Here is a 20647-nt window from a genome sequence, read left to right on the forward strand (position 1 = left end):
GCCAACCCGCTACGGTATTAAAGACCAACCCACAGGAAGACAACAAAACGCCATGAGCGAAGATCGATCTAGCAACGAGCCAGAAGAAAAATCCTGGCTCGAAAAAATTGCCAACGCCTTTTCATCGGAACCCAATAGCCGTGAGGAGCTCAACGAGATACTCAAGGTTGCTGAGCAAAACAAAGTCATAGACAGCGATGTGGTCAGCATTATCGATGGGGCGCTAAAAGTCGCCGACCAGCAAGTGCGCGAAATCATGGTACCGCGCTCGCAAATGGTGGTGATTAAGGCCGAGCAATCACTCAAAGAAATCCTGCCCAAAATGATTAAGAGCTCGCATTCGCGCTTTCCCGTTATCGGCGAAAACGTGGACGAGGTCTTAGGCATTTTGCTGGCCAAGGATTTACTGCCTCAAGTCATAGAAAACGACAACGACAACTTCGACATTACCTCGCTGTTGCGTGCGGCCACCGTGGTGCCCGAAAGCAAACGCCTCAATGTACTGTTGCGCGAATTCCGTGAAAACCGCAATCACATGGCCATAGTCATAGACGAGTACGGCGGTGTGGCAGGCCTAGTGACCATAGAAGATGTGCTGGAAGAAATCGTCGGTGAAATCGAAGATGAAACCGATGTAGAGGCCGACGAGTATATTAAAAAACTAGGGGCTAACGATTTTATCGTTAAAGCGCTTACCCCTATAGAAGACTTTAACGAGCATTTTAACAGCGATTTTAGCGATGAAGAGTTCGACACTATAGGCGGCATTATTCTGCGCGAATTTGGCCACCTGCCCAGACGCAACGAAACCACCCAGCTCAACGGTTTTGAATTTAAAATCCTTAGCGCCGATAGCCGGCAAGTGCATTTGCTGCGCATGGCAATTATTGGTCAGGACGAAGAAGACTAAAATACAATAACGAGTCGCCGCTCACCGAGCCTTATACCTCATGCCCTACACCTCACTAAGCCAAGGCTGGCGGGGCCACCTGCTAGCCTTGCTGGCGGGTGGTCTTATCACCCTGTCATTAGCCCCGTTTAATTACTGGCCACTGGGTGTAGCTAGCAGCGCCTTATTCGTTATTTTATTTCACCATCTCAGCCCCAAGGCCGCCGCTTTGCGCGGTTGGTGCTTTGGCTTTGGTCTGTTCGCCAGCGGTGCCTCTTGGGTGTATGTGAGCATACATGAGTTTGGCTATGCCCCGGTGCCACTGGCCATCTTTATCACGTTTTTATTCACCGGCGGTTTAGCACTTACCTGGCTGATCTTTGCCTATGTGTATGCGCGCTTTATACGGCCACTGCCCTATGGCAACAGCTTGGGCTACGCTGCTATTTTTGTTTTATGCGAGTGGTTTCGCAGCTGGTTTTTAACGGGCTTCCCTTGGCTGTATGTAGGCTATGGCTACCTAGATACGCCACTGGCAGGCTGGGCACCGGTAGCCGGGGTCTACGCCCTGAGCTTTATCGTCGCTCTCAGCGGTGCCGCCATTGCTATTGCTCTGCAACAAAAAAAACCACGGCAGCCGCTATTAATCATCAGCACCTTATTATGGTTGGGCGGCTATGCTCTGCAGCAAGTCAGCTGGGTAAGCCCCGCCGAGCGAGCGCCGCTAAAAGTCGCCATGGTGCAGGCCAATATCTCCCAAGCGGTCAAATGGGATCGCGATCAATACTGGCCCACCCTCAACCTCTACAACCGCATGAGCCAGCCTCTATGGTCGCAGGCTGACCTGGTGATTTGGCCAGAGGCCGCCATACCCGGCATGTATCACAACGCCCAGCCCTTTTTAGAGCATATCAACAAGCGGGCCCTCAAACATGGCAGCAGTTTGATTACCGGCGTACCCAGCTCAGCAAACGTCAACGGCCAGCGCCTAGCCTATAACAGCATCGTAGCGCTAGGTAATGGCGAGGGTATGTATCACAAACAACGCTTAGTCCCCTTTGGTGAATATGTACCGCTGGAACAGTACTTAAGAGGCCTGATCCAATTCTTTAACCTGCCCATGTCGGCCTTTAGCGCAGGCAGCAGCGAACAGCAGCCGCTGCAGGCGGCGGGTATGAGCTTTGCCCCCTTAATCTGCTATGAAGTGGTGTACAGCGAGCTGGTCAGCAACAGCGTGCCCGCTGCCGATATGTTGCTCACTATTAGCAACGACGCCTGGTTTGGCGACTCTATAGGGCCGCTGCAACATTTAGAAATGGCGCAAATGCGCGCGCTGGAAAGCGGCCGCTACCTGCTGCGCAGCACCGGCAGTGGCATTAGCGCCATAGTCGACCAGCGCGGCAACATTGTGGTGCAAGGCCCGCAATTTCAACAGGCCGTCATCCGTGGCGAGGCCAAGGCCATGCAAGGTGCCACCCCCTTTGCCCTTAGCGGCAACTGGCCCATTATAGGCCTGTGCTTTGTCCTGCTAGCAGGGCTGGCACTGACCACCCGCCTGCGCTCATAAAGGCCAGCTAAAGCCACAGCAACACATGCGCTGCCAGCTAATAGCTGTTAGAATGCGCCGCTTATTTTTAATCATTTTCACTGATATTTATGCGCAGCAAGCAAGCCCTGCGGCTGCGCGGTAAGGCCAAACATGCAAGAACAGTATTCACCCAAAGAGATAGAGCAACAGGCACAGCAGTACTGGGCCAACAACAAAAGCTTTGAAGTTGAAGTCGACACCAACAAAGACAAATACTACTGTCTGGCCATGTTCCCCTACCCCAGCGGCAGACTGCACATGGGCCATGTGCGCAACTACACCATTGCCGATGTGATCTCGCGCTACCAGCGCATGTTAGGTAAAAACGTCTTACAACCCATGGGCTGGGACGCCTTTGGCCTGCCCGCCGAAAATGCCGCCGCCAAAAATAACGTAGCCCCGGCTAAGTGGACAGACGAAAACATCGCCTATATGCGCGATCAATTAAAGCAATTAGGTTTTGCCTACGACTGGACCCGCGAGCTGGCCACCTGCAAGCCCGATTACTATCGCTGGGAGCAATGGTTTTTTACTCGCCTGTACGAAAAAGGCTTGGTCTATAAAAAAACCTCTGCCGTTAACTGGTGCCCCGTGGATGAAACCGTACTGGCCAACGAGCAAGTGATAGACGGCTGCTGCTGGCGCTGTGACACCCAGGTGGTGAAAAAAGAAATCCCGCAGTGGTTTATTAAAATCACCGAATACGCCGACCAGCTATTAGCCGACCTAGACCAACTAGACGGCTGGCCCGAGCAAGTTAAAACCATGCAGCGCAACTGGATAGGCCGCTCAGAAGGGGTAGAAATGACCTTCGCCCTGGAGCAGGCCGTTGCCGGCATAGACAACTTTGATGTGTACACCACCCGCCCCGATACCCTAATGGGGGCTACCTATGTGAGCCTAGCTGCCGAGCACCCTATCAGCTTGGAGCTGGCCAAAAACAACCCCGAATTAAATGCCTTTATCCAAGAGTGTAAAGTCAGCTCGGTAGCCGAAGCTGATATGGCCACCATGGAGAAAAAAGGTGTCTACACCGGCATTAACGCTGTACACCCCATCACTGGCAAAGCGGTACCGGTATGGGTGGCCAACTATGTATTAATGGATTATGGCTCAGGCGCCGTGATGGCCGTACCCGCCCACGATGAGCGCGACTTTGATTTTGCTACTCTTTATGGTTTACCAAAAATCAAAGTCATTAAATCAGACAAAGAAATCGCTCTTGAAAAAGAGCTTACTGCTCTTCAAAGCGCCCCCCAAGATCCTGAGTTAATTGCCAAAAAACAACTAATTGAATCCATTGAAAAAGATCTTTCTCATTACCAATCTTTAAGCTTTGCAGTTACGGAAAAAGGAGAGACAATCAACTCTGGCGAGTTTGACGGCCTAGATTTTGAAGCCGCCTTTGACGCCATCGCCGACAAATTAGTCGCCCTAAAAAAAGGCAAGCGCACCACCAACTACCGCCTACGCGACTGGGGTGTATCCCGCCAGCGTTACTGGGGCTCACCTATACCCATGTTTAACCTGCCCGAAGGTGGCGAAATACCGGTGCCTGCCGATCGCTTACCCGCACTGCTGCCCACAGACGTGGTCATGGACGGTGTTAGCTCACCGATTAAGAGCGACCCCGAATGGCGCAAGGACAACCTTGATGGCAAACCCGTAGAGCGCGAAACCGATACCTTCGATACCTTTATGGAATCCTCTTGGTACTACGCCCGCTTCACCAGCCCCAACTACGAAGAAGGCATGCTGGACAGCGACGCCGCCAACTACTGGCTGCCCGTAGACCAATATGTGGGTGGTATAGAGCACGCTATTTTACATTTGTTATACGCGCGCTTCTTCCACAAGCTAATGCGCGACGAAGGCCTGGTCAATTGCGACGAACCCTTCGACCGCCTATTGTGCCAAGGCATGGTGTTAAAAGACGGCAGCAAAATGTCCAAGTCCAAGGGCAACACCGTAGACCCGCAGCAAATGATAGAGCAATACGGTGCCGATACCGTGCGCCTGTTTATTATGTTTGCCGCGCCTCCCGAGCAATCGCTGGAGTGGTCGGACTCGGCTGTGGGCGGCTCCTCTAAATACCTTAACCGCCTGTGGAAAATTATTCACAAACATTTAGCCAGTGGCGCAGCCCCCGAGCTAAACAAAAATAATTTAACCACAGCGCAACAAGACCTGCGCCGCAAAACTCACGAAACCATAGCCAAGGTTAGCGACGACTGCGACCGCCGCCTAACCTTTAATACCGCCATAGCCGCGATTATGGAGCTCACCAACGACTTGAATAAATTTCAAGATCGTGAAGGCCAAGGTTTAGCGGTAGAGCGTGAAGCCATCGAAACTATCGTGTTATTGTTGTCACCCATAGCGCCGCATATTTGCCACAGCCTATGGCAAAGCTTAGGCCATGCAAAAGCCATAATCGACACGCCTTGGCCCAAGGTAGACGAAAAAGCCTTAGTGCGTGACAGCATAGAAATGGTAGTACAGGTAAATGGCAAGGTACGCGGTAAAATTGAAGTTGCCGCCGATGCCAGCCAAGACGCTGTTTTAGCTTTAGCCATGGCCGATGAGCGTGTGCAAAAGTTTATCGAAGGTAAAGAAATTAAAATGCAAAAAGTGATACCCGGTAAACTGGTCACTATCGCTGTTAAATAATAAACCTATAGAGAAACGCTATGCTGAAAACCACGACGTTTTACACCGCACTTGCTACCGCCCTATTAGTCAGCGCCTGTGGTTTTCAGCTACGCGGTAACTTGGAGCTACCCGCCGGTGCCGAGCCTATTAGCATACGCTCGGCCAATAGTTATTCGCCGCTAAGCATAGCGCTTAAAAACAGCCTCACCAGCCAACAGGTTAAAGTGGCAGACGATGCCGCAGTCGCGGCTGAACAAATTATTAATGCCGAGACCCTAAGCGAACAAGGTGAATACAAAGTCAAACAAGAACAAACTCAGGGCTTTCAAATTCACCTACTGAAACAAAACCGTGAGCGCCGCACCTTAACCCTGGGCGCGGGTGCCAGCGTAGCCGAGTACCAGCTAATAGAAACGGTAACCTTTGACCTGCGCAATCCCTTAGGCCAAACCGTACTGGGGCCGGTCACCCTTAGCGAATACAAGGCCCTGCCCAACGACCCCAACAAGGTGATTAGCAGCTCGGAAGAAACCGATTTAATACGCCAGGAAATGCTATTGGCCTTAGCGCAAAAAATAGCGCGCCAAATCAGTCGTTTTGATTTTGCTAAAGAGCTAGATAAGCTAGCCAAAACCACTGCGCCCGCTGCTAACAGCCAGCCCTAATCATGAAAATTAAAGCCGAGCAATTAGCCCAGCAATTAAAAAAACAATTATTGCCCGTCTATCTGTTGCACGGTGATGAACCGCTTTTAATACAGGAATGCGCCGACCATGTGCGCAGCGCCTGCAAGGCCCAAGGCTTTGGCGACCGCGACATTATTCACGTAGATAATAATTTTAACGGCGAAGAACTATACGCCAGCAATCAAGCCATCTCGCTATTTGCCGAACGCAAAATTATTGAACTGCGCATGCCCAGCAGTAAACCCGGCACCGCGGGCTCTAAAGCACTGCTGGATTACGTAGCCAACCCCAGCCCCGATAATGTACTGCTTATTATTTGCGGCAAAGTTGAATCTGCCAGCCAACGCAGTAAATGGTTTAAAACCGTAGAGGCCGCTGGCGCCTCGGTGCAAGTTTGGCCCATCAACGCCCGCGACCTGCCGCGCTGGATAGAGCAGCGCTTGCGCGCACAAGGCATGCAAGCCAACCCCGATGCCATAGAGCTACTAGCCGATAGAGTCGAAGGTAACTTACTGGCTGCCGCCCAAGAAGTACACAAACTGCAACTCTACGCCGAGCAACAAACCATTACCGTAGAAACCGTGATGGCAGCGGTTGCCGACAGCGCCCGCTATAATATTTTTGGTTTAATCGATAGCTGCCTAGAAGGCGACACCGGCAGCGCCCTAAAAATGCTGCAAGGCCTAAAAGCTGAAGGCAATCAGGTATTTGCCATACTGCCCCTGTTTACCCGCGAGCTGCGCAACCTCTACGCCTGCGCGCAACAAATCAGCGCCGGCCACGGTGTAGACCGGGTGCTGCAAAACCAGCGCATCTGGGACAGCCGCAAACGCATGACCAAAATGGCACTGCAAAAACTCAACGTCGTGCGCATAGCGCAACTCATACAACTGGCCAATCGCATAGATCAATCGGCCAAAGGCATGGGCAAAGACAATAGCTGGGATTTATTAGAACAACTCATCGTAATGATGACCGGAAAGAAGCTAGCGGTAAGCTAACTGCAAGCCGCAAAAAATTTCACCCACTCCCCACCCAAAAACACTGCTTATTTTCTTTACTTGCCGCTTATAGCTTGCCACTTACAGCTCGTTTTTTATGCTTTTAAACATATCCACAATATCTGTGGATAAGTCTGTGTAGAGCTCAGTGATAAAGCTGGCTAAGGCAGTGGCGGCAGGCGCTTCAGCATTATGATTAAAAATGAACCCGCCACAAAAAGCGCTTATTTTATAGGCTTTTTTGCCTTTTTTACGTTTACTATTTGCACTACCAGCCCGGTAGTTAACGCCACCCCGAACAAAATTAATACAGCATCCTGCAGGATATTCACAGTTATACCTGCAGCTAAAATTAGCGCGCCTACAACAAAGCCAATACGGGTATAAGTGAGGTCAATATTAAGAGCGCGCATGGCGCTAACCAATGTCATCTAGGTAAACACTTATGGGCTAAGCCTGATCGTACTCACCCATAAAAAACTGGGTGATGCGCTTAAAAGCGCGCTTGTCTTGCAAATAAAACAGATGGCCACCACTAAACAGCTGTAAATGGGAGTGCGGTATTTGGCTATGCATGGCCTCTAGATTTGCTGGCGGGGCTATACCATCAAAGCGGCCACCACAAATAAAAACCGGCATCTGCAACTGCGGCAACTGAGCGTAAGTATCGTGGCCTATACGCGCCTGTAATTGACGCTGGAGACCTATGGCGTGGTTAGGTTCATCAACACCGATTTGCTTAGCTGCTAGCTGATAATTAATTAAACGCTGAAACGTCTCGGCATGGCTAAGCTGCCAGGCATGATCCCTGCGGGTATCGCTTAACACTAAAAACCGTTTAGCGCGCTCGTAGGCTGGTAGCGCATCTAAGGTATGCATAGCAAAAGAGTCACCGCCCTCTCCACCACTGGAGGTGCAGGCCAGGACTAAACGTTGCACATGCTGTGGGTAATTCAGGGCAAAATGCTGCGCCACCATGCCACCAAAAGAGACACCCATAACTAGGCAACTATCCCATCCCACCGCCGCTAATAAAGCTGCAGTATCATCGGCGTAGTCCTGTAGCGTATAGGGATAATCTGGCTTACCGCTTTGCCCCAGGCCACGCTGGTCAAAAGCCAGTATGGTAAAGTGCTGGGCCAAGCTGGAATCAAAAATATTGGGCTTGTTGCGCAGGTCTGCGCCACTGCCATTAATATAAAGCAGCTTGGGGCCATGGCCTTGTATTTCGTAATACAAAGATATATCGCGGGCTTGTATAAACGGCATACTTTAATAAAGCTAAGTGTTAGAAACGATAGAGTTTTTCACGTACTACCGGTGCCATACCACTTAAGCCCCAACGCTGCCCCTCGGCCATAGCCTCGTCTACAGAATTGCCTTGTAACTTAGCTGATATCACCGCCACCAAAGCGCCCACTCTGTTGCCACTGGCGCAATGTAATAACACCGCCTCGCCATCTACCTGCGCCAGCAAGGCCGCTAATTTTTCGGCATTAGCCACATTTATGTCACCGGCATCACCAATAGCAAGATTGTGGTATTGCATACCTAGTGACTCAACCGCCGCCTGCTCATCCCACATTAATTCATCATGAGGGCGTAGGTTAATAATATGTTTGATGCCCGCCTGTTTAAGCAGTTGCAGCTCAACTATGCTGGGCTGGCCACTGCTAAATATATACTCATCGGTTTGACGTATATTTTTAATCGACGAATCATTGATTAGCGCGCTATCAAATTCAGCCCATACTAAGCCTGCCACTAGCATCAGGGCACTAAAGAATAGGGTTTTCATACTAAGCCTCCACGGCCACAGCCTTTATTGTTGTGATTGGGCATTAGTTTAACAAATAGTCAGCGCTATTGTTGTTCTTTATAGTCGATCTGATAACAGCCAAAATAGAGATAGGCATACACTTATCGGCTAGCCTCAAAACATTTGAAACACAGCAATATTAAAATACGCTCGATGGCAGAGGGGTGAGCCGGGTGCTGTCGCGAAATATAAGAGGGCTGGCCGGGGTAGCGGATGAGACAGCGTAGCGCCTTAAGGCTCTGTAGCGGACACGGGCGTCTTGTTAGATAAAGGAGGGAGGGGCCAGACCATGTAGCGGCGGTATCCGGCTCAGTCATCGGGTTTAGTAAACCACTGTGCTGGTCTAGAACGTTCCCAAAAAAAACAAAACCGAAAGCTTACCTGTTGGGATAATTAGAAGTTTTAAATCCGGCAATGGCACAAGGTCATTGCTCCATGATGGCGGCCCTCCGGGCTACCTTCACTCCCGCCTGAGCCCGCCTCCCCTGCGGGGAAGGCAGTCGGTCTCATGCGCTCACTCAGCGCTCATCTTTTATATTCCGCAATAACCTTCTGCCATTACCTGTCTATCGTAGTACATCAAAGTACATATTTTTTACCGACAGTAGTAAACGCTAGCACGAGGGTTGAGCCAGGTGCTGTCGTAAAATATAAAAGGGCTAGCCGGGGTAGCGTATGAGACAGCGCAGCGCCTTAAGGCTCAGTAGCGGACGCGGTCGTCTTTTTAGATAAAGGGGGGAGGGGCCAGACCATGTAGCGAGAGCATCCGGCTCAGCCATCGGCGTAACTAAACCTCACAATCAGCAAAGATTTCTCAGTCAAAAAAAAGCTCCTACCAAGGCAGGAGCTTTTTCATAGTTACGTCATACCGCCTTTGCGTAAAGGCGAAACATATCAGTATTAATTTACAGCGTTTACTCTGTTACTTGCGCTTTAAATACCGCAGCTACTCGACGATTAGCCTTGCGGCCAGCTACTGTTGAATTATCAGCTACAGGGCGGTCTTCGCCATAACCTACAGCGGTTAAACGATTAGCGGCTATGCCAAACTGGTTAATTAACACATCGCGCACTGCCTCGGCACGGCGCTGTGATAAACGCTGGTTAAAGGCGGCACCACCACTGCTATCGGTGTGGCCTTCTATTACAGCTGTTACCGATGAATATTTACGCATAAAGGCCGCAGCCTTTTCTACTTCTGGCATAAAGTTATCAGTTAGCTGCGCTGAGCTGCTAGCAAAAGATACATTTAATACTATGGTCTCTGTGCGAGTCAGTTTTTCAGCACAACCTTTGGCATCAACCTTGGCACCAGCAACCGTATTGGGGCACTGATCTTTAGAGTTGACCACGCCGTCGCCATCTGAATCCAGCTCGCAGCCGCGGCTGTCTACACTAACACCCATAGCACTATTCGGGCATTGATCCTGGCTATCTATCACACCATCTTTATCAGCATCGGCTACCATAGGTTTTTGAGCTACCGGCTTGGCGGCTGTTTTGCCGAAGGCATAGCTCAAAGCGATGGTGAAAAGACCATCATTCTCGCTGTAGTCCAATGCGTGTACCAAGCGATAATCAACCTTAGTAGACCATCTATCACTAAAGGCATAGCGAAAGCCGGGGCCAAAGGTCGCCGTAGTTTCACCGTTTTCACCCGAAAGGTCGTAGTCATATTCCTGATGGCCAAGGCCCAAAGCCAGGTAAGGAGTAAACTTGTTATTACCTAAAGCATTAAGGTTATAGATACCTTCTAATAATAAATGCTTCATATCAGCATCATTACCGGGAACACCTTCGCTATCCATAGAGCCTTGTAGGTATTTTAATTCCGTACCCCATGATTCGTTATATTGATACTCCACGCCCAAGCCATAGACTACATCTTCATTTAAGCGTCTTTCACTATCAGGCTTTTGGTGGCCTACCATAGGGTTAAGATACCACTGGCCGCTGTGATCTTCAGCAAGTGCAATATTAGCTATAGACAGGGCTATGGCTGTTACTAATGTTTTTTTCATCATAATAAACTCCAATTTTATATTAATAAGCTTTATGCTAGCTCACTTCTTTGTGTAAGTGCACATCCATTTGTGGATAAGGTATACCTATACCCTCTTCATCAAATCGCAACTTAATTTTCTCGGTAAGATCAAAGCGCGTAGGCCAGTAATCCGCTGAATTAACCCAGGGGCGAACTACAAAATTAACCGACGAATCAGCTAACTCAGATACCGCAATAGTCACTTCTGGATCAGCTAACACACGCTCGTCGGCAGCCACAATCTCATTAAGTATTTGTTTAGCTAGGCGTATATCTGCATCGTAAGATATACCCACAATTAAATCGATACGCCTAGTAGGCTCTGTTGAGTAATTAGTGATGGCCCCACCCATAATACCTGAATTTGGCACTGTAATAATTTTATTATCACCGGTTTTAAGAATAGTGCTAAAAATACTGATATTTTTCACTGTGCCCATCACGCCACCGGCCTCTATAAAATCACCCAGTTTTATGGGGCGAAACAATATGATCAGCACCCCTGAGGCGAAATTAGCCAATGAGCCCTGTAAGGCCAAGCCCACCGCCAGACCCGCCGCACCAATAATGGCAACAAATGAAGCCGTTTGTATGCCTATTTGCCCTAAGGCAGCAATCACCACAAAAGCTAGCAGCAGGCCATTAATTAAGTTAGCCGTAAAATTGCTAATGGTGCCGTCTACGCCACTTTTTACCATAGAGTTTTTAACCGCAGTAGCAATGTATTTTGCAATCATTTTACCAATTACAAAAATAGCAACAGCCAAGGCCAACTTAACGCCGTACTCAATAATTACCGGCAGATAATTATCAAGCATTTTTTGTATATCCATATTTCGCCCCTTCATGTTAATCGTTAATTAATATATGCACACAAACTAAATTTCAATTGCTTCCACATCAGCACGAAAACAATTATACGGACTATAACGCGGCAAAAACATCATACAAGCATATTATTTTACAGCATTTTACAACTGCCAATGTAGGCTCTTACATTGTCGCTGTTGAGCTAAAGTATTTATTCCAGCGGCACTCTAAAACATTGATAGTCTCAGATAAAGGCATGGACCTATAAAAACCTCTATCATGTTTAACAACGCCTAAGTTTAGCAACTTATTTAGCGCATCATCTATTTCAAAATCAATATCACACTGCCATAGATCTTTTAACCAAGCCTCTACTGCCGTATCAATTTTTTGCCTTGATAAAGGCTTATCCGCGACAAACAAAATAAAATAAGCCAATAGGGCCTCTTTGACCTCCTCTTCTTCAGCATCATTAGTGATGCGGAACAGAACCCCGGCATTATTATCCAAGTTTTTAAAATAGAGGTTTTTAGTCAACTCCTGCATAAACCGCAGCTTTCTGTTTTTGAAGTTAGCAAACTGCTTCCATATATAAGTCGCTAGCGTAGCAGCACCGGCCAATAAGGCAACTATAGCAGTATTATTGATATTTACCGGCTCAGCATGCAGCCCCAACCAAAAGCCCAGCAACGACCCCAACAGTAGCAAAGTGGCACTAAGCTTAGTTGTTAACACTATACCGCCGCTAATAATTGCCGGCACACCTATTAACAACTTGTCTCGCATACGCATACGCACCTGGGTATTAGGAAACAGCATTTCTAAGTCTGCTTTCGGCACATTGCAAAACAACTTTAACATGCTGCGACCGGCCATATGATCGGGTTGCAAAGGGTTTTCTGACCAGCCATCTTTAAAGCGTATGTAAATCACCACACGATCATAATGGGTAAATCTTATAGTCTTAGAAAACAAGCCTAAGCAGCTGGTCAAGCGTTCTTCGCGTATAGACTCACCCCGACAAAACAATAACTGTTCTGAAAAATCGTCAAAATCAACCTGCAAGCGTATTTTGAAAAGCGAGGACTCTTGCATCGCTTGATGAATATCGCCCTGATTCAAGGGCTGGTAATTCGCTTTTTCCAACAACTCCGCTAGTAACACCGGAAAATCATCATCACCTTTTGTTACCTTATATAGACAGGGGTACGGCAAGGTATCTGAATCAGGATCTACCGAAGAGTAGCTATTCTTTAATCGCTCTATGCGCTGATGAAATTCATAATGAAACACGCTATCTAGCATGCGCACCATCTGTCGAAAGCTATCCTCTTGCGCTTGCAGCGTAATATTAGTAAGGCACATCTCAACAAGGTCATGCTTGCGAAAAGGAATGAAACGATTTTTGCTTGCCCTCATGCCCCCACCTCCAGCGCTGTTAAACAGCCGCCCTTTGTAGATAAGTATCCACCTTAATACTGGCGGGTTTGACTAAGCTCTCTAACAAGGTCAGTGTTGGCTGCTGCTCTGATCGTACAACTATACCTAATTTAGCCATAGTCACTCGGCCATGAACTGACAAGCTCAATTGGTTGGTAAGCAAGACATTACCACTATTTATCACCGCACATTGATCCACATCAACTATATGCTTACCCCTACCATCCTCATACTCTAACTGTAAGCTCAACTGGCCACTAAAATTAACCCCAGCGGTGACCCAAGCTCTTATTGCGAATAGGCCCTGCCAGGTAGTCGTCACTGAGGCATGACGATGCCCAGTCATGGCATCGCTAACATTATCATCTAAGACCATATAATAATTTTGATAGCTACTCATGGATATTTCCTATAAACACTAATGCCAGTAAATTCATTGTTTAAGTTACTGAAACAAGCATAACAATATTTACTAATATCAATTGTAAAACCCTGTAAAATGTAAAAATCTGTGGCTATCATGCAATATCAGAACGTTTTACACGGTTTTACAACTGCAATAGCACAATACGCGGTATTATTACCGCTATTTAAACTCAGTCATGAAGGCCGAGATAGCTTGATTAAATCAGGATTAAGGAAGCGCCCTTGCACATAGGCCTACTAGAAGATGACCCACAACAAGCCGAACTAGTTTGTAACTGGCTAAGCGCTGCTGGCCACGATATTTGCCACAAGGCTAACGGCAGTGATTTTTTAGAGGCTTGCAAACACCAGCTTTTCGATATGGTCATACTAGATTGGGAGCTACCCGATCAAACCGGCATAGAGGTATTGAACACACTAAGAAACATTGAGCAAAATAATCTGCCCGTTTTATTTACCACCCAACGTGACAGCGAAGAAGACATAGTCGCCGCTCTCAGTGCTGGCGCTGACGACTACCTCATTAAACCCCTACGCCAAGCTGAACTAATGGCGCGCCTAGAGGCTATGCGCAGAAGAGCTGGCATAGAATCGCCTAGTGAAGTTATAAGTTTAGGCCCTATAGTTATCGACAGCCGTAAACGCAGCATTACCGTGCATGGTGAAGCAATTAAAGTCACCCAAAAAGATTATGAAGTCGCACTACTACTGCTAAGCAATATAGGCAAGGTGCTCTCCCGTGAGTTTTTATTAAAAACCGTGTGGGGCGTGGAAGCCACACTGAATACACGCACTGTAGATGTACATGTCAGCAGAGTAAGGCGCAGCTTAAAAATTAACCCCGATATGGGTTACTGCATTAAAACTATTTTCCAGCACGGCTACCGTTTAGAAAAAATCCCTGCCACTACTATGAGCATTAACAGCAATGATAAATAAATTACGCTTAGCACTAGCGTTTATTTGCAGCCTACTAGTAATCACTAGCAGCCAAGCAGCCGAGTGGCTTTATACCGTAAGGCCAGGCGATAACCTTTGGAACCTGTGTAAGCAATACACCACCCACCCACGCTGCTGGCAGGACTTAGCTAAAACTAACAAGGTCACTTATCCCAAGCGTTTACCACCCGGTTTTGTTATTAGCTTTCCCGTAGACTGGCTCAAGGCCATACCTCGCCCCGTGGAGGTTCGCTTTGTTCTGGGTGAGGTCAGTATTCAAGCGCCCAACAGCGACATAAGCTTAGCCCCTAGCATCGGTGATAAATTGGCGATAGGTAGTAAAATCACCACCCAACAAGGCCATATCAACTTGCGCTTTGGTGATGGCAGCCTAATGCAATTAGAGCCCCACTCTGAGCTACTCTTAGACAGCTTATCCAACTTTGATGGCGTAGGCATTGTTGATAGCCGCATGCGCTTAAACCAAGGCGCGGTTAAAACCCGAGTCATTAAACGCCAACCCGCCAGCCGCTTTCAAATCACCACGCCCACGGCCGTGGCAGCCGTGCGCGGCACCGAATATCGCGTGAGCAGTGTTATAGGCGAGCAAGCGTTAATGCGCAGCGAAGTTTTCGAAGGTTTAGTAGACGTTAGCGCTGCCAGCAATTCGCAACCCGTCGCCGCTGGCTTTGGCATTGTTGCCAAACAGGGTCAAGCCCTAAACCCAGCCAAGCCGCTACTACCTGCACCAAAGTTCAGCATTAATAAGCAAGCTCAATTACTACCTTTACAGCTACAATGGCAGCCCGTGCAAGATGCCCAACATTATTTATTAAGCCTGTTCGAAGATAACGACCAGCAAGAGCTAATCAGCCAGTGGCAAGTAGCCCAAAGCCAGCATCAACTCGTAGATTTAGCCGCCAATTGTTATCGCTTGCAACTGCGCGCCGTTGATCAGCAACAATTACAAGGTTTAGCCAGCCAGCAAAGATTATGCATAGCTCCTGCAATCTCGACGCCTATATTAGATAGCAGCAAACTAAAATCATATAACAAAACTGCCACATTAGAATGGCCAGCACTGGCCAATGCGAAACGTTATTACTATCAACTCGCCTTAGATAAAAACTTTGAGCAGATTATTGATGAGCAATGGCAAAACCACACCCAGCTAACACTATCCGGCGAGCAGCCACTTTATATACGTATAAAAGCACAGGGTGAACAGGGGCAAACCACTGCCTACAGCAACGCCTTACACTGGCAACCCAGCGCTAACAATTGGCCTGCCGCCATTATTTTTGTTTTATATGCGCTGGCTGTTTTATAAATCCAATTGGCGCCGGCTACGGCGCCATCAAGAGCTAATTAGTCTAGCCTTACTGCTAAGTTTACTTAGCTTGTGGCTAAGCAGCCATAATATAAGCAAACAATTTGATTGGTTGCTATACGATCAAGTCCAACAGTTTAGCCAGCTGCCTGCCGCCAATGACATCGTAATTGTTAACATAGATGAAAAAAGTATTGCCACCCTAGGGCGCTGGCCTTGGCCTAGAGACAAACACGCTCAACTCATTACACAATTACAGCAGGCTGGGGCTAAAGCTATAGCATTTGATATTATTTTTGCTGATAGTGACAGCAACAATCCCGAGGCTGATCTCGCCTTTGCCCAAGCTATAGCCGACCACGGCAAAGTGCTACTGCCCTTATACATCAAACAAATCAGTTTGCAGGGGCAGGTTTTAGAAGTCCCCCCCGCCCCACTATTTTACCGCGCAGCCCACAGCATAGGTCATGTGCATGTAGCTCCCAACGAGGACGGTGTGGTGCGCAGCTTATTTTTAAAAGAAGGAGTTAACAGCGCTTACTGGCCACATTTGTCTCTAGCCTTATGGCAAATGTTAGCTGGCCCCCAGCCTTTACCTGGCAGCCAGCAAGCAGCTGCCAATACAACATCACAACAACAATATATTATCCGAGATTTTCATAATTTCTTACCCATGCCAGGCCCGCAACAAGGCTTGCGCCACGTTTCGTACAGCGATGTAATAAACGCGGAAGTCGATAGCAGCTTATTAAAACACAGCTTGGTTTTTGTTGGTGCCAGCGCCGCCGGGCTTGGCGATACTATAACCACACCTATAGGCACCATGAACGGGGTAGAGTTTAATGCCTGGGCTTTTCACGCGCTGCGCAACGGCGTGCTCATACAACAACTAAACCGCACTACGCTCATTATTTGTCACAGCATCAGCGTGTTTATCTTGCTATTAATATTAGGCAGGCTCAGCCCCCGCGCATTTTTAACGGCCACACTGTTAAGCATTATAGGCTTAGTGACTATTAGCGCTCTACTGCAGCTACAGGCCCAACTATGGCTAGCCATCAGCCCCATCATTATTGCCTTGTTAGCCTTTTACCCTTTATGGAGCTGGCGACGCCTAGAAGTAGCCTTGCACTACCTGTGCCAAGAAATGAACGATCTGGAATCCAGCCCTATCACTACAGCACTAGCAATTTCAGCTAACAAAAAGCCAAGCACAAAAGCTAAAGGCAGTGAATTAGTCTCACAAACCATTAACCGCTTAAAACAGTTAAGAAATATCGCCCAAACTAACCAACGCTTAATGCAAAAAAGCCTAGAACAGTTAAATGATGCCGTCATTATCAGCAACACAAGTGGCCGCATTATACTTAGCAACCAAGCTTTCGCAGAGATGATAAGCCCTACAGAACAACAGCAACAGGATCTTTACGCAGCCCTCTCTAACATTGAGCTGCAGAACTATAATTGGCCATCTGTTATTAACGACTTACAAATCAACAGCCCGGCCTTTGCCCTACAAGGCACACACAAACACAGCGGCAAAGATTTGTTTTGCCAAGGCCATGTGGCGGCAATTAACAGCTCACACAACGACACCTTCATTATTAGCATCACTGATGTTAGTCAATTAAAAGCAGCAGAAAAATCACGTATAGAAGCACTAAACTTTTTATCACATGATTTACGCTCCCCCATGGTTTCTGTACTAGCTATTATTGAACAACAGCAAAAACATACAAACCCTCAGCAACAGGCATTAGCCAACATAGCGCTATTAGTACAAAAGAACTTATCCTATGCTGAAAGTTTTTTACAACTCAACCGTGCAGAAGCCATAACTCACGAGCAACTGCATTTATGTGACCTACATTCAGTATTCGACAGCGCCCAGACCCAGGCAATAGCTTTAGCTCACAGTAAAAATATCAACATTATTACCCAACGCAGCAATGAAGATGCCTGGGTACTAGGGGATAACAATCTGTTAGAAAGAGCCTTAATCAACCTACTCTCAAACGCTATTAAATATAGCCCTGCCAACAGCAAGGTTAGTTTGTCACTGATAGCTGAAGATGAGCAGCTATTATTACAAGTCTGTGACCAAGGCTGCGGCATTAACGCTGATGAGCTGCCCACACTGTTTGATCGCTACACCCGCGCCAAGCAACACCAGCATGAAATGGGCAGCGGCCTAGGGCTGCACTTTGTAGCCACAGTTGCCCATAAACACCAAGGGCAGATAGAGGTTAGCAGCCAACTAGGCGAAGGCAGCTGCTTCACCCTTAAGCTCCCCAAAGCTAATCCTGTTTAGCGCTTTAGATTGTTGCGTTCAAAAAACTCAATAAAAAATTCAAAACGCCGATAACAACACTAACAACAAAAAAACAATAGGCCTTAACGTCATAAACAAAACCGGCGTTATACAGGATATTTAAATGGATTTTAACAGGGAACTACAACGCTGCTTATTGCCATTAGGCCAAGCTTATTCGCTACCCGCTCACACATATACTGATGAGTCTTTTTTTTACTGGGAAAAACGCGCCAGCTTTGAAGAACAGTGGTTTTGCTTGGGGTTAGCTAAAGAGCTACCCAATTGTGGCGACTATGTTTTAAAAGATGTTTATGACCATAAACTTATACTCCTACGCGATGAACAAAAACAACTGCGGGCCTATAGCCGCGTTTGCCGCCACCGCGCCATGGACATGGCAGCCTGCCCTACATTGGCGAATCAAAATAGCAAGTCTGACATCTCGGCAGACAAAGGTAATATCAGCAAAATAATCTGCCCCTTCCATCGCTGGGCTTACGATATAAATAATGGCCAACTTCAGCAAAGCCCTCATGCACAACTCAGTACTACACAGCAAGAGATCCGCCTGCCTGAGTATCGACTACAACTATGGCAAGGCTTTATTTTTATTAATATCAATGGTCTAGCCGGTGAATTCCCCAAACAGCTACTAGTGCTAGAACAACAACTATCGCAAGCTAAGATCAGCCATTACGACATACATCCCAACACCACAAAGACAAATTATGAAGGTAATTGGAAACTGGCCATGGAGATTGCCATGGAGTCCTATCATCATATAGGCGCACATATTAATACCTTTCAAAAAGTATCTCGCGCCAGCAGCACCTATGTAGACCATGGCAACCAACGCTATGCAGCATTAATTAACCCCTACTGCAAAAACATTGATCGCAGCCTAGGCCCCGTTAAATTGGATTTATTCCCCCCGTCCAGCATAGAGCAACACTACCAGGGCTTTGTTTATTACGCGCTATTCCCCAATTTACTCATTGGCAGCATGGGGGGATTTTTCGACATCAACATTATTTACCCTATGAGCAAAGACAGCCATGTAGTCGAAGCCTTTCTTTTAGTGCCTGAAGGTGAAAGCAACAACCCCGGCGTAGCCACTATCCTGCAGCAATTTGACACCATAGAGCAAGAAGACGCAGCACTGATGCAAGCCTGGATTAAAGGCTTAAGCTCTGCACAAGCCACGCAAGGCCCATTAACAAAACTAGAAGAGGCCAACTGGCTGTTTTACCAATACCTACTATCCAGCCTGGCAGTTAAAAACACCTCGCCTATAAGCCTGCAAGAGGTATAAACCAATGAAACTAGCCTGTTTTATACAGGAGTTTAAGCAACTCATAACGCTAGCCATCCCCATGGCCATAGCTGAAGCCGCCGCTATGGGTATGGCTTTTTGTGATGCGATTTATGCAGCCCATGCCAGCATAGATGATTTGGCCGGAGTATCCTTAGGTGCGGCCTTTTGGAGCCCGCTAATCGTATTTAGCTTTGGTGCTTTAATTATTATTGCTACTTATGCCGCCAGGCATATAGGCGCCAACAAAACTCAGCACTTAGATAAATCCTTACAAAGTGGTTTACGCCTAGCTATTTGTTGGGGCTTATTACTCAGCGCCCTGCTTTTTTGCTCGCACTGGCTAATGCCCTATTTTTCCCTTAGCGAAAAAGCTCAACAAGTGGCTAGCAGTTATATTATGTGGTTGTCGCCAGCATTATTTTTATGGACCTTATTCACCGCTCTAACATTATTTGCTGAAGGTATAGGGCAAGTAAAACTACCCATGATTATTGCTATTATAGGTTTAGCTTTTAATGCGCTGGCCAACTACTTACTGGTTTTTGGCTTTTGGTTTATTCCCGCGCAGGGGGGCGTGGGCTGTGCCTACGCCACATCATTAACAGCTATCTTAATGCTAGTTTGTTTTGTTATTTGTATAAAAAATCCTAATTACAGCCGTCATCAACTTTTAAAAAAATACTACCGTATACCGTTTTCAGAGATTAAAAAACTATTACTCAAAGGATTGCCCGCCGGTATAGGTGCCATGTCAGAAAATTTAATTTTTGTATCGGTGGCGCTTATATTAGCAGCCACCAGCACCCAAGCTGTAGCTGCTAACCAAATGGTAAGAACATTTTACGAGGTGATTTTTGTATTGATATTTGCTCTGTCACAGGCGGTAACTATACGCACCGCTACAGCGATAGGTAGCAATAACAGCAAACTAATACGCCGCTGCATTAACACTGGCATATACAGCACCTTATCTATCGCCATGCTATTAGCGCTGGGGCTCTACACTGGCGCAAGCTTTATTATTGGCTTATACACCGATGACCTCAACACCGCCAGCTTGGCCAATAGCATCATGTTAATCAGCGCATTTTTATTGCTACCCGACAGTTTTCAATATGTCATGCTGGCTATTATGCGTGCCTATCACGATATAAAAATACCTTATTTATTGTTCACCGCCTGTGGCTGGCTAATTGCGTTACCGCTAGGTTTAGTGCTGTGTTATAGCAATTATTTAAGCCCAGCCCCCATGGGGCCGGTAGGCTTATGGTATGGAATATTAATAGGCCTGAGCGTTGCCTGCCTAGCACTATGGCTACGCTTTAAGTTGCACACACAAAATATACGTTGCCACAAAGATCAAGCACAGCTCGTAGCTGAACTCAGCGTTTAAA

General features: G+C 47.3%; 17 protein-coding genes. 10 read left to right on the forward strand and 7 right to left on the reverse strand.

Annotation, left to right across the window (positions count from 1 at the left end):
* Window positions 1–52 precede the first annotated feature (52 nt).
* From NO559_RS00245 to holA, 5 genes are all read left to right on the forward strand, one after another.
* On the forward strand, window positions 53–910 hold the full coding sequence (locus NO559_RS00245) for an HlyC/CorC family transporter (RefSeq protein ID WP_258329756.1): 858 nt from the start codon (window positions 53–55) through the stop codon (window positions 908–910).
* Window positions 911–950: 40 nt separating this feature from the next.
* A complete protein-coding gene (lnt, locus tag NO559_RS00250) occupies window positions 951–2456 on the forward strand; it encodes an apolipoprotein N-acyltransferase (protein ID WP_258329757.1) in 1506 nt (501 codons plus the stop codon).
* A 132-nt stretch (window positions 2457–2588) separates the two neighbouring features.
* On the forward strand, window positions 2589–5147 hold the full coding sequence (gene leuS / locus NO559_RS00255) for a leucine--tRNA ligase (RefSeq protein WP_258329758.1): 2559 nt from the start codon (window positions 2589–2591) through the stop codon (window positions 5145–5147).
* A gap of 20 nt (window positions 5148–5167) precedes the next feature.
* Window positions 5168–5794, forward strand: a complete 627-nt coding sequence (lptE, locus tag NO559_RS00260; protein WP_258329759.1) for an LPS assembly lipoprotein LptE — start codon at window positions 5168–5170, stop codon at window positions 5792–5794.
* Between the two features lie 2 nt (window positions 5795–5796).
* A complete protein-coding gene (gene holA / locus NO559_RS00265) occupies window positions 5797–6816 on the forward strand; it encodes a DNA polymerase III subunit delta (RefSeq protein ID WP_258329760.1) in 1020 nt (339 codons plus the stop codon).
* A 224-nt stretch (window positions 6817–7040) separates the two neighbouring features.
* On the opposite strand, the gene NO559_RS00270 is transcribed toward holA, so the two are convergent.
* The 7 genes from NO559_RS00270 to NO559_RS00300 all read right to left on the reverse strand — a co-directional run bounded on the left by NO559_RS00270 (window position 7041) and on the right by NO559_RS00300 (window position 13329).
* Complete coding sequence (locus tag NO559_RS00270; protein ID WP_258329761.1) at window positions 7041–7229, reverse strand: hypothetical protein; 189 nt, start codon at window positions 7227–7229, stop codon at window positions 7041–7043.
* Between the two features lie 37 nt (window positions 7230–7266).
* Entirely contained in the window at window positions 7267–8085 is an 819-nt protein-coding gene (locus NO559_RS00275; protein ID WP_258329762.1) for an alpha/beta fold hydrolase, read from the reverse strand.
* A gap of 19 nt (window positions 8086–8104) precedes the next feature.
* Entirely contained in the window at window positions 8105–8614 is a 510-nt protein-coding gene (locus tag NO559_RS00280; protein WP_258329763.1) for a protein tyrosine phosphatase family protein, read from the reverse strand.
* 935 nt (window positions 8615–9549) lie between these two features.
* Window positions 9550–10659: an OmpA family protein gene (locus NO559_RS00285; RefSeq protein WP_258329764.1), complete on the reverse strand. Its 1110-nt coding sequence runs from the start codon at window positions 10657–10659 to the stop codon at window positions 9550–9552.
* Between the two features lie 34 nt (window positions 10660–10693).
* Window positions 10694–11512: a mechanosensitive ion channel domain-containing protein gene (locus NO559_RS00290; protein WP_258329765.1), complete on the reverse strand. Its 819-nt coding sequence runs from the start codon at window positions 11510–11512 to the stop codon at window positions 10694–10696.
* Window positions 11513–11672: 160 nt separating this feature from the next.
* Window positions 11673–12908 (reverse strand): TMEM143 family protein, encoded by a 1236-nt coding sequence (locus NO559_RS00295; protein ID WP_258329766.1) that lies wholly within the window; start codon window positions 12906–12908, stop codon window positions 11673–11675.
* Window positions 12909–12927: 19 nt separating this feature from the next.
* Entirely contained in the window at window positions 12928–13329 is a 402-nt protein-coding gene (locus NO559_RS00300) for a hypothetical protein (protein ID WP_258329767.1), read from the reverse strand.
* A 248-nt stretch (window positions 13330–13577) separates the two neighbouring features.
* On the opposite strand from NO559_RS00300, the gene NO559_RS00305 reads away from it, so the two are divergent.
* From NO559_RS00305 to NO559_RS00325, 5 genes are all read left to right on the forward strand, one after another.
* Complete coding sequence (locus NO559_RS00305) at window positions 13578–14294, forward strand: response regulator transcription factor (protein ID WP_258329768.1); 717 nt, start codon at window positions 13578–13580, stop codon at window positions 14292–14294.
* Window positions 14284–15624 carry a FecR domain-containing protein gene (locus tag NO559_RS00310; protein WP_258329769.1) on the forward strand — a complete coding sequence of 447 codons (1341 nt, stop codon included), beginning with the start codon at window positions 14284–14286 and terminating at the stop codon, window positions 15622–15624. Before NO559_RS00305 ends, NO559_RS00310 begins: the two co-directional genes overlap by 11 nt.
* Window positions 15625–15694: 70 nt before the next feature.
* Window positions 15695–17935 (forward strand): CHASE2 domain-containing protein, encoded by a 2241-nt coding sequence (locus NO559_RS00315; RefSeq protein WP_258329770.1) that lies wholly within the window; start codon window positions 15695–15697, stop codon window positions 17933–17935.
* Window positions 17936–18059: 124 nt separating this feature from the next.
* Entirely contained in the window at window positions 18060–19250 is a 1191-nt protein-coding gene (locus tag NO559_RS00320; RefSeq protein ID WP_258329771.1) for an aromatic ring-hydroxylating dioxygenase subunit alpha, read from the forward strand.
* 4 nt (window positions 19251–19254) lie between these two features.
* The gene (locus tag NO559_RS00325; protein WP_258329772.1) at window positions 19255–20646 is read left to right on the forward strand and encodes an MATE family efflux transporter; all 1392 of its coding nucleotides are present in this window, start codon (window positions 19255–19257) and stop codon (window positions 20644–20646) included.
* Window position 20647: the final 1 nt, after the last annotated feature.

Origin of the sequence: Dasania sp. GY-MA-18, from assembly GCF_024734385.1 — a bacterium.
Lineage (GTDB): Bacteria > Pseudomonadota > Gammaproteobacteria > Pseudomonadales > Dasaniaceae > Dasania > Dasania phycosphaerae.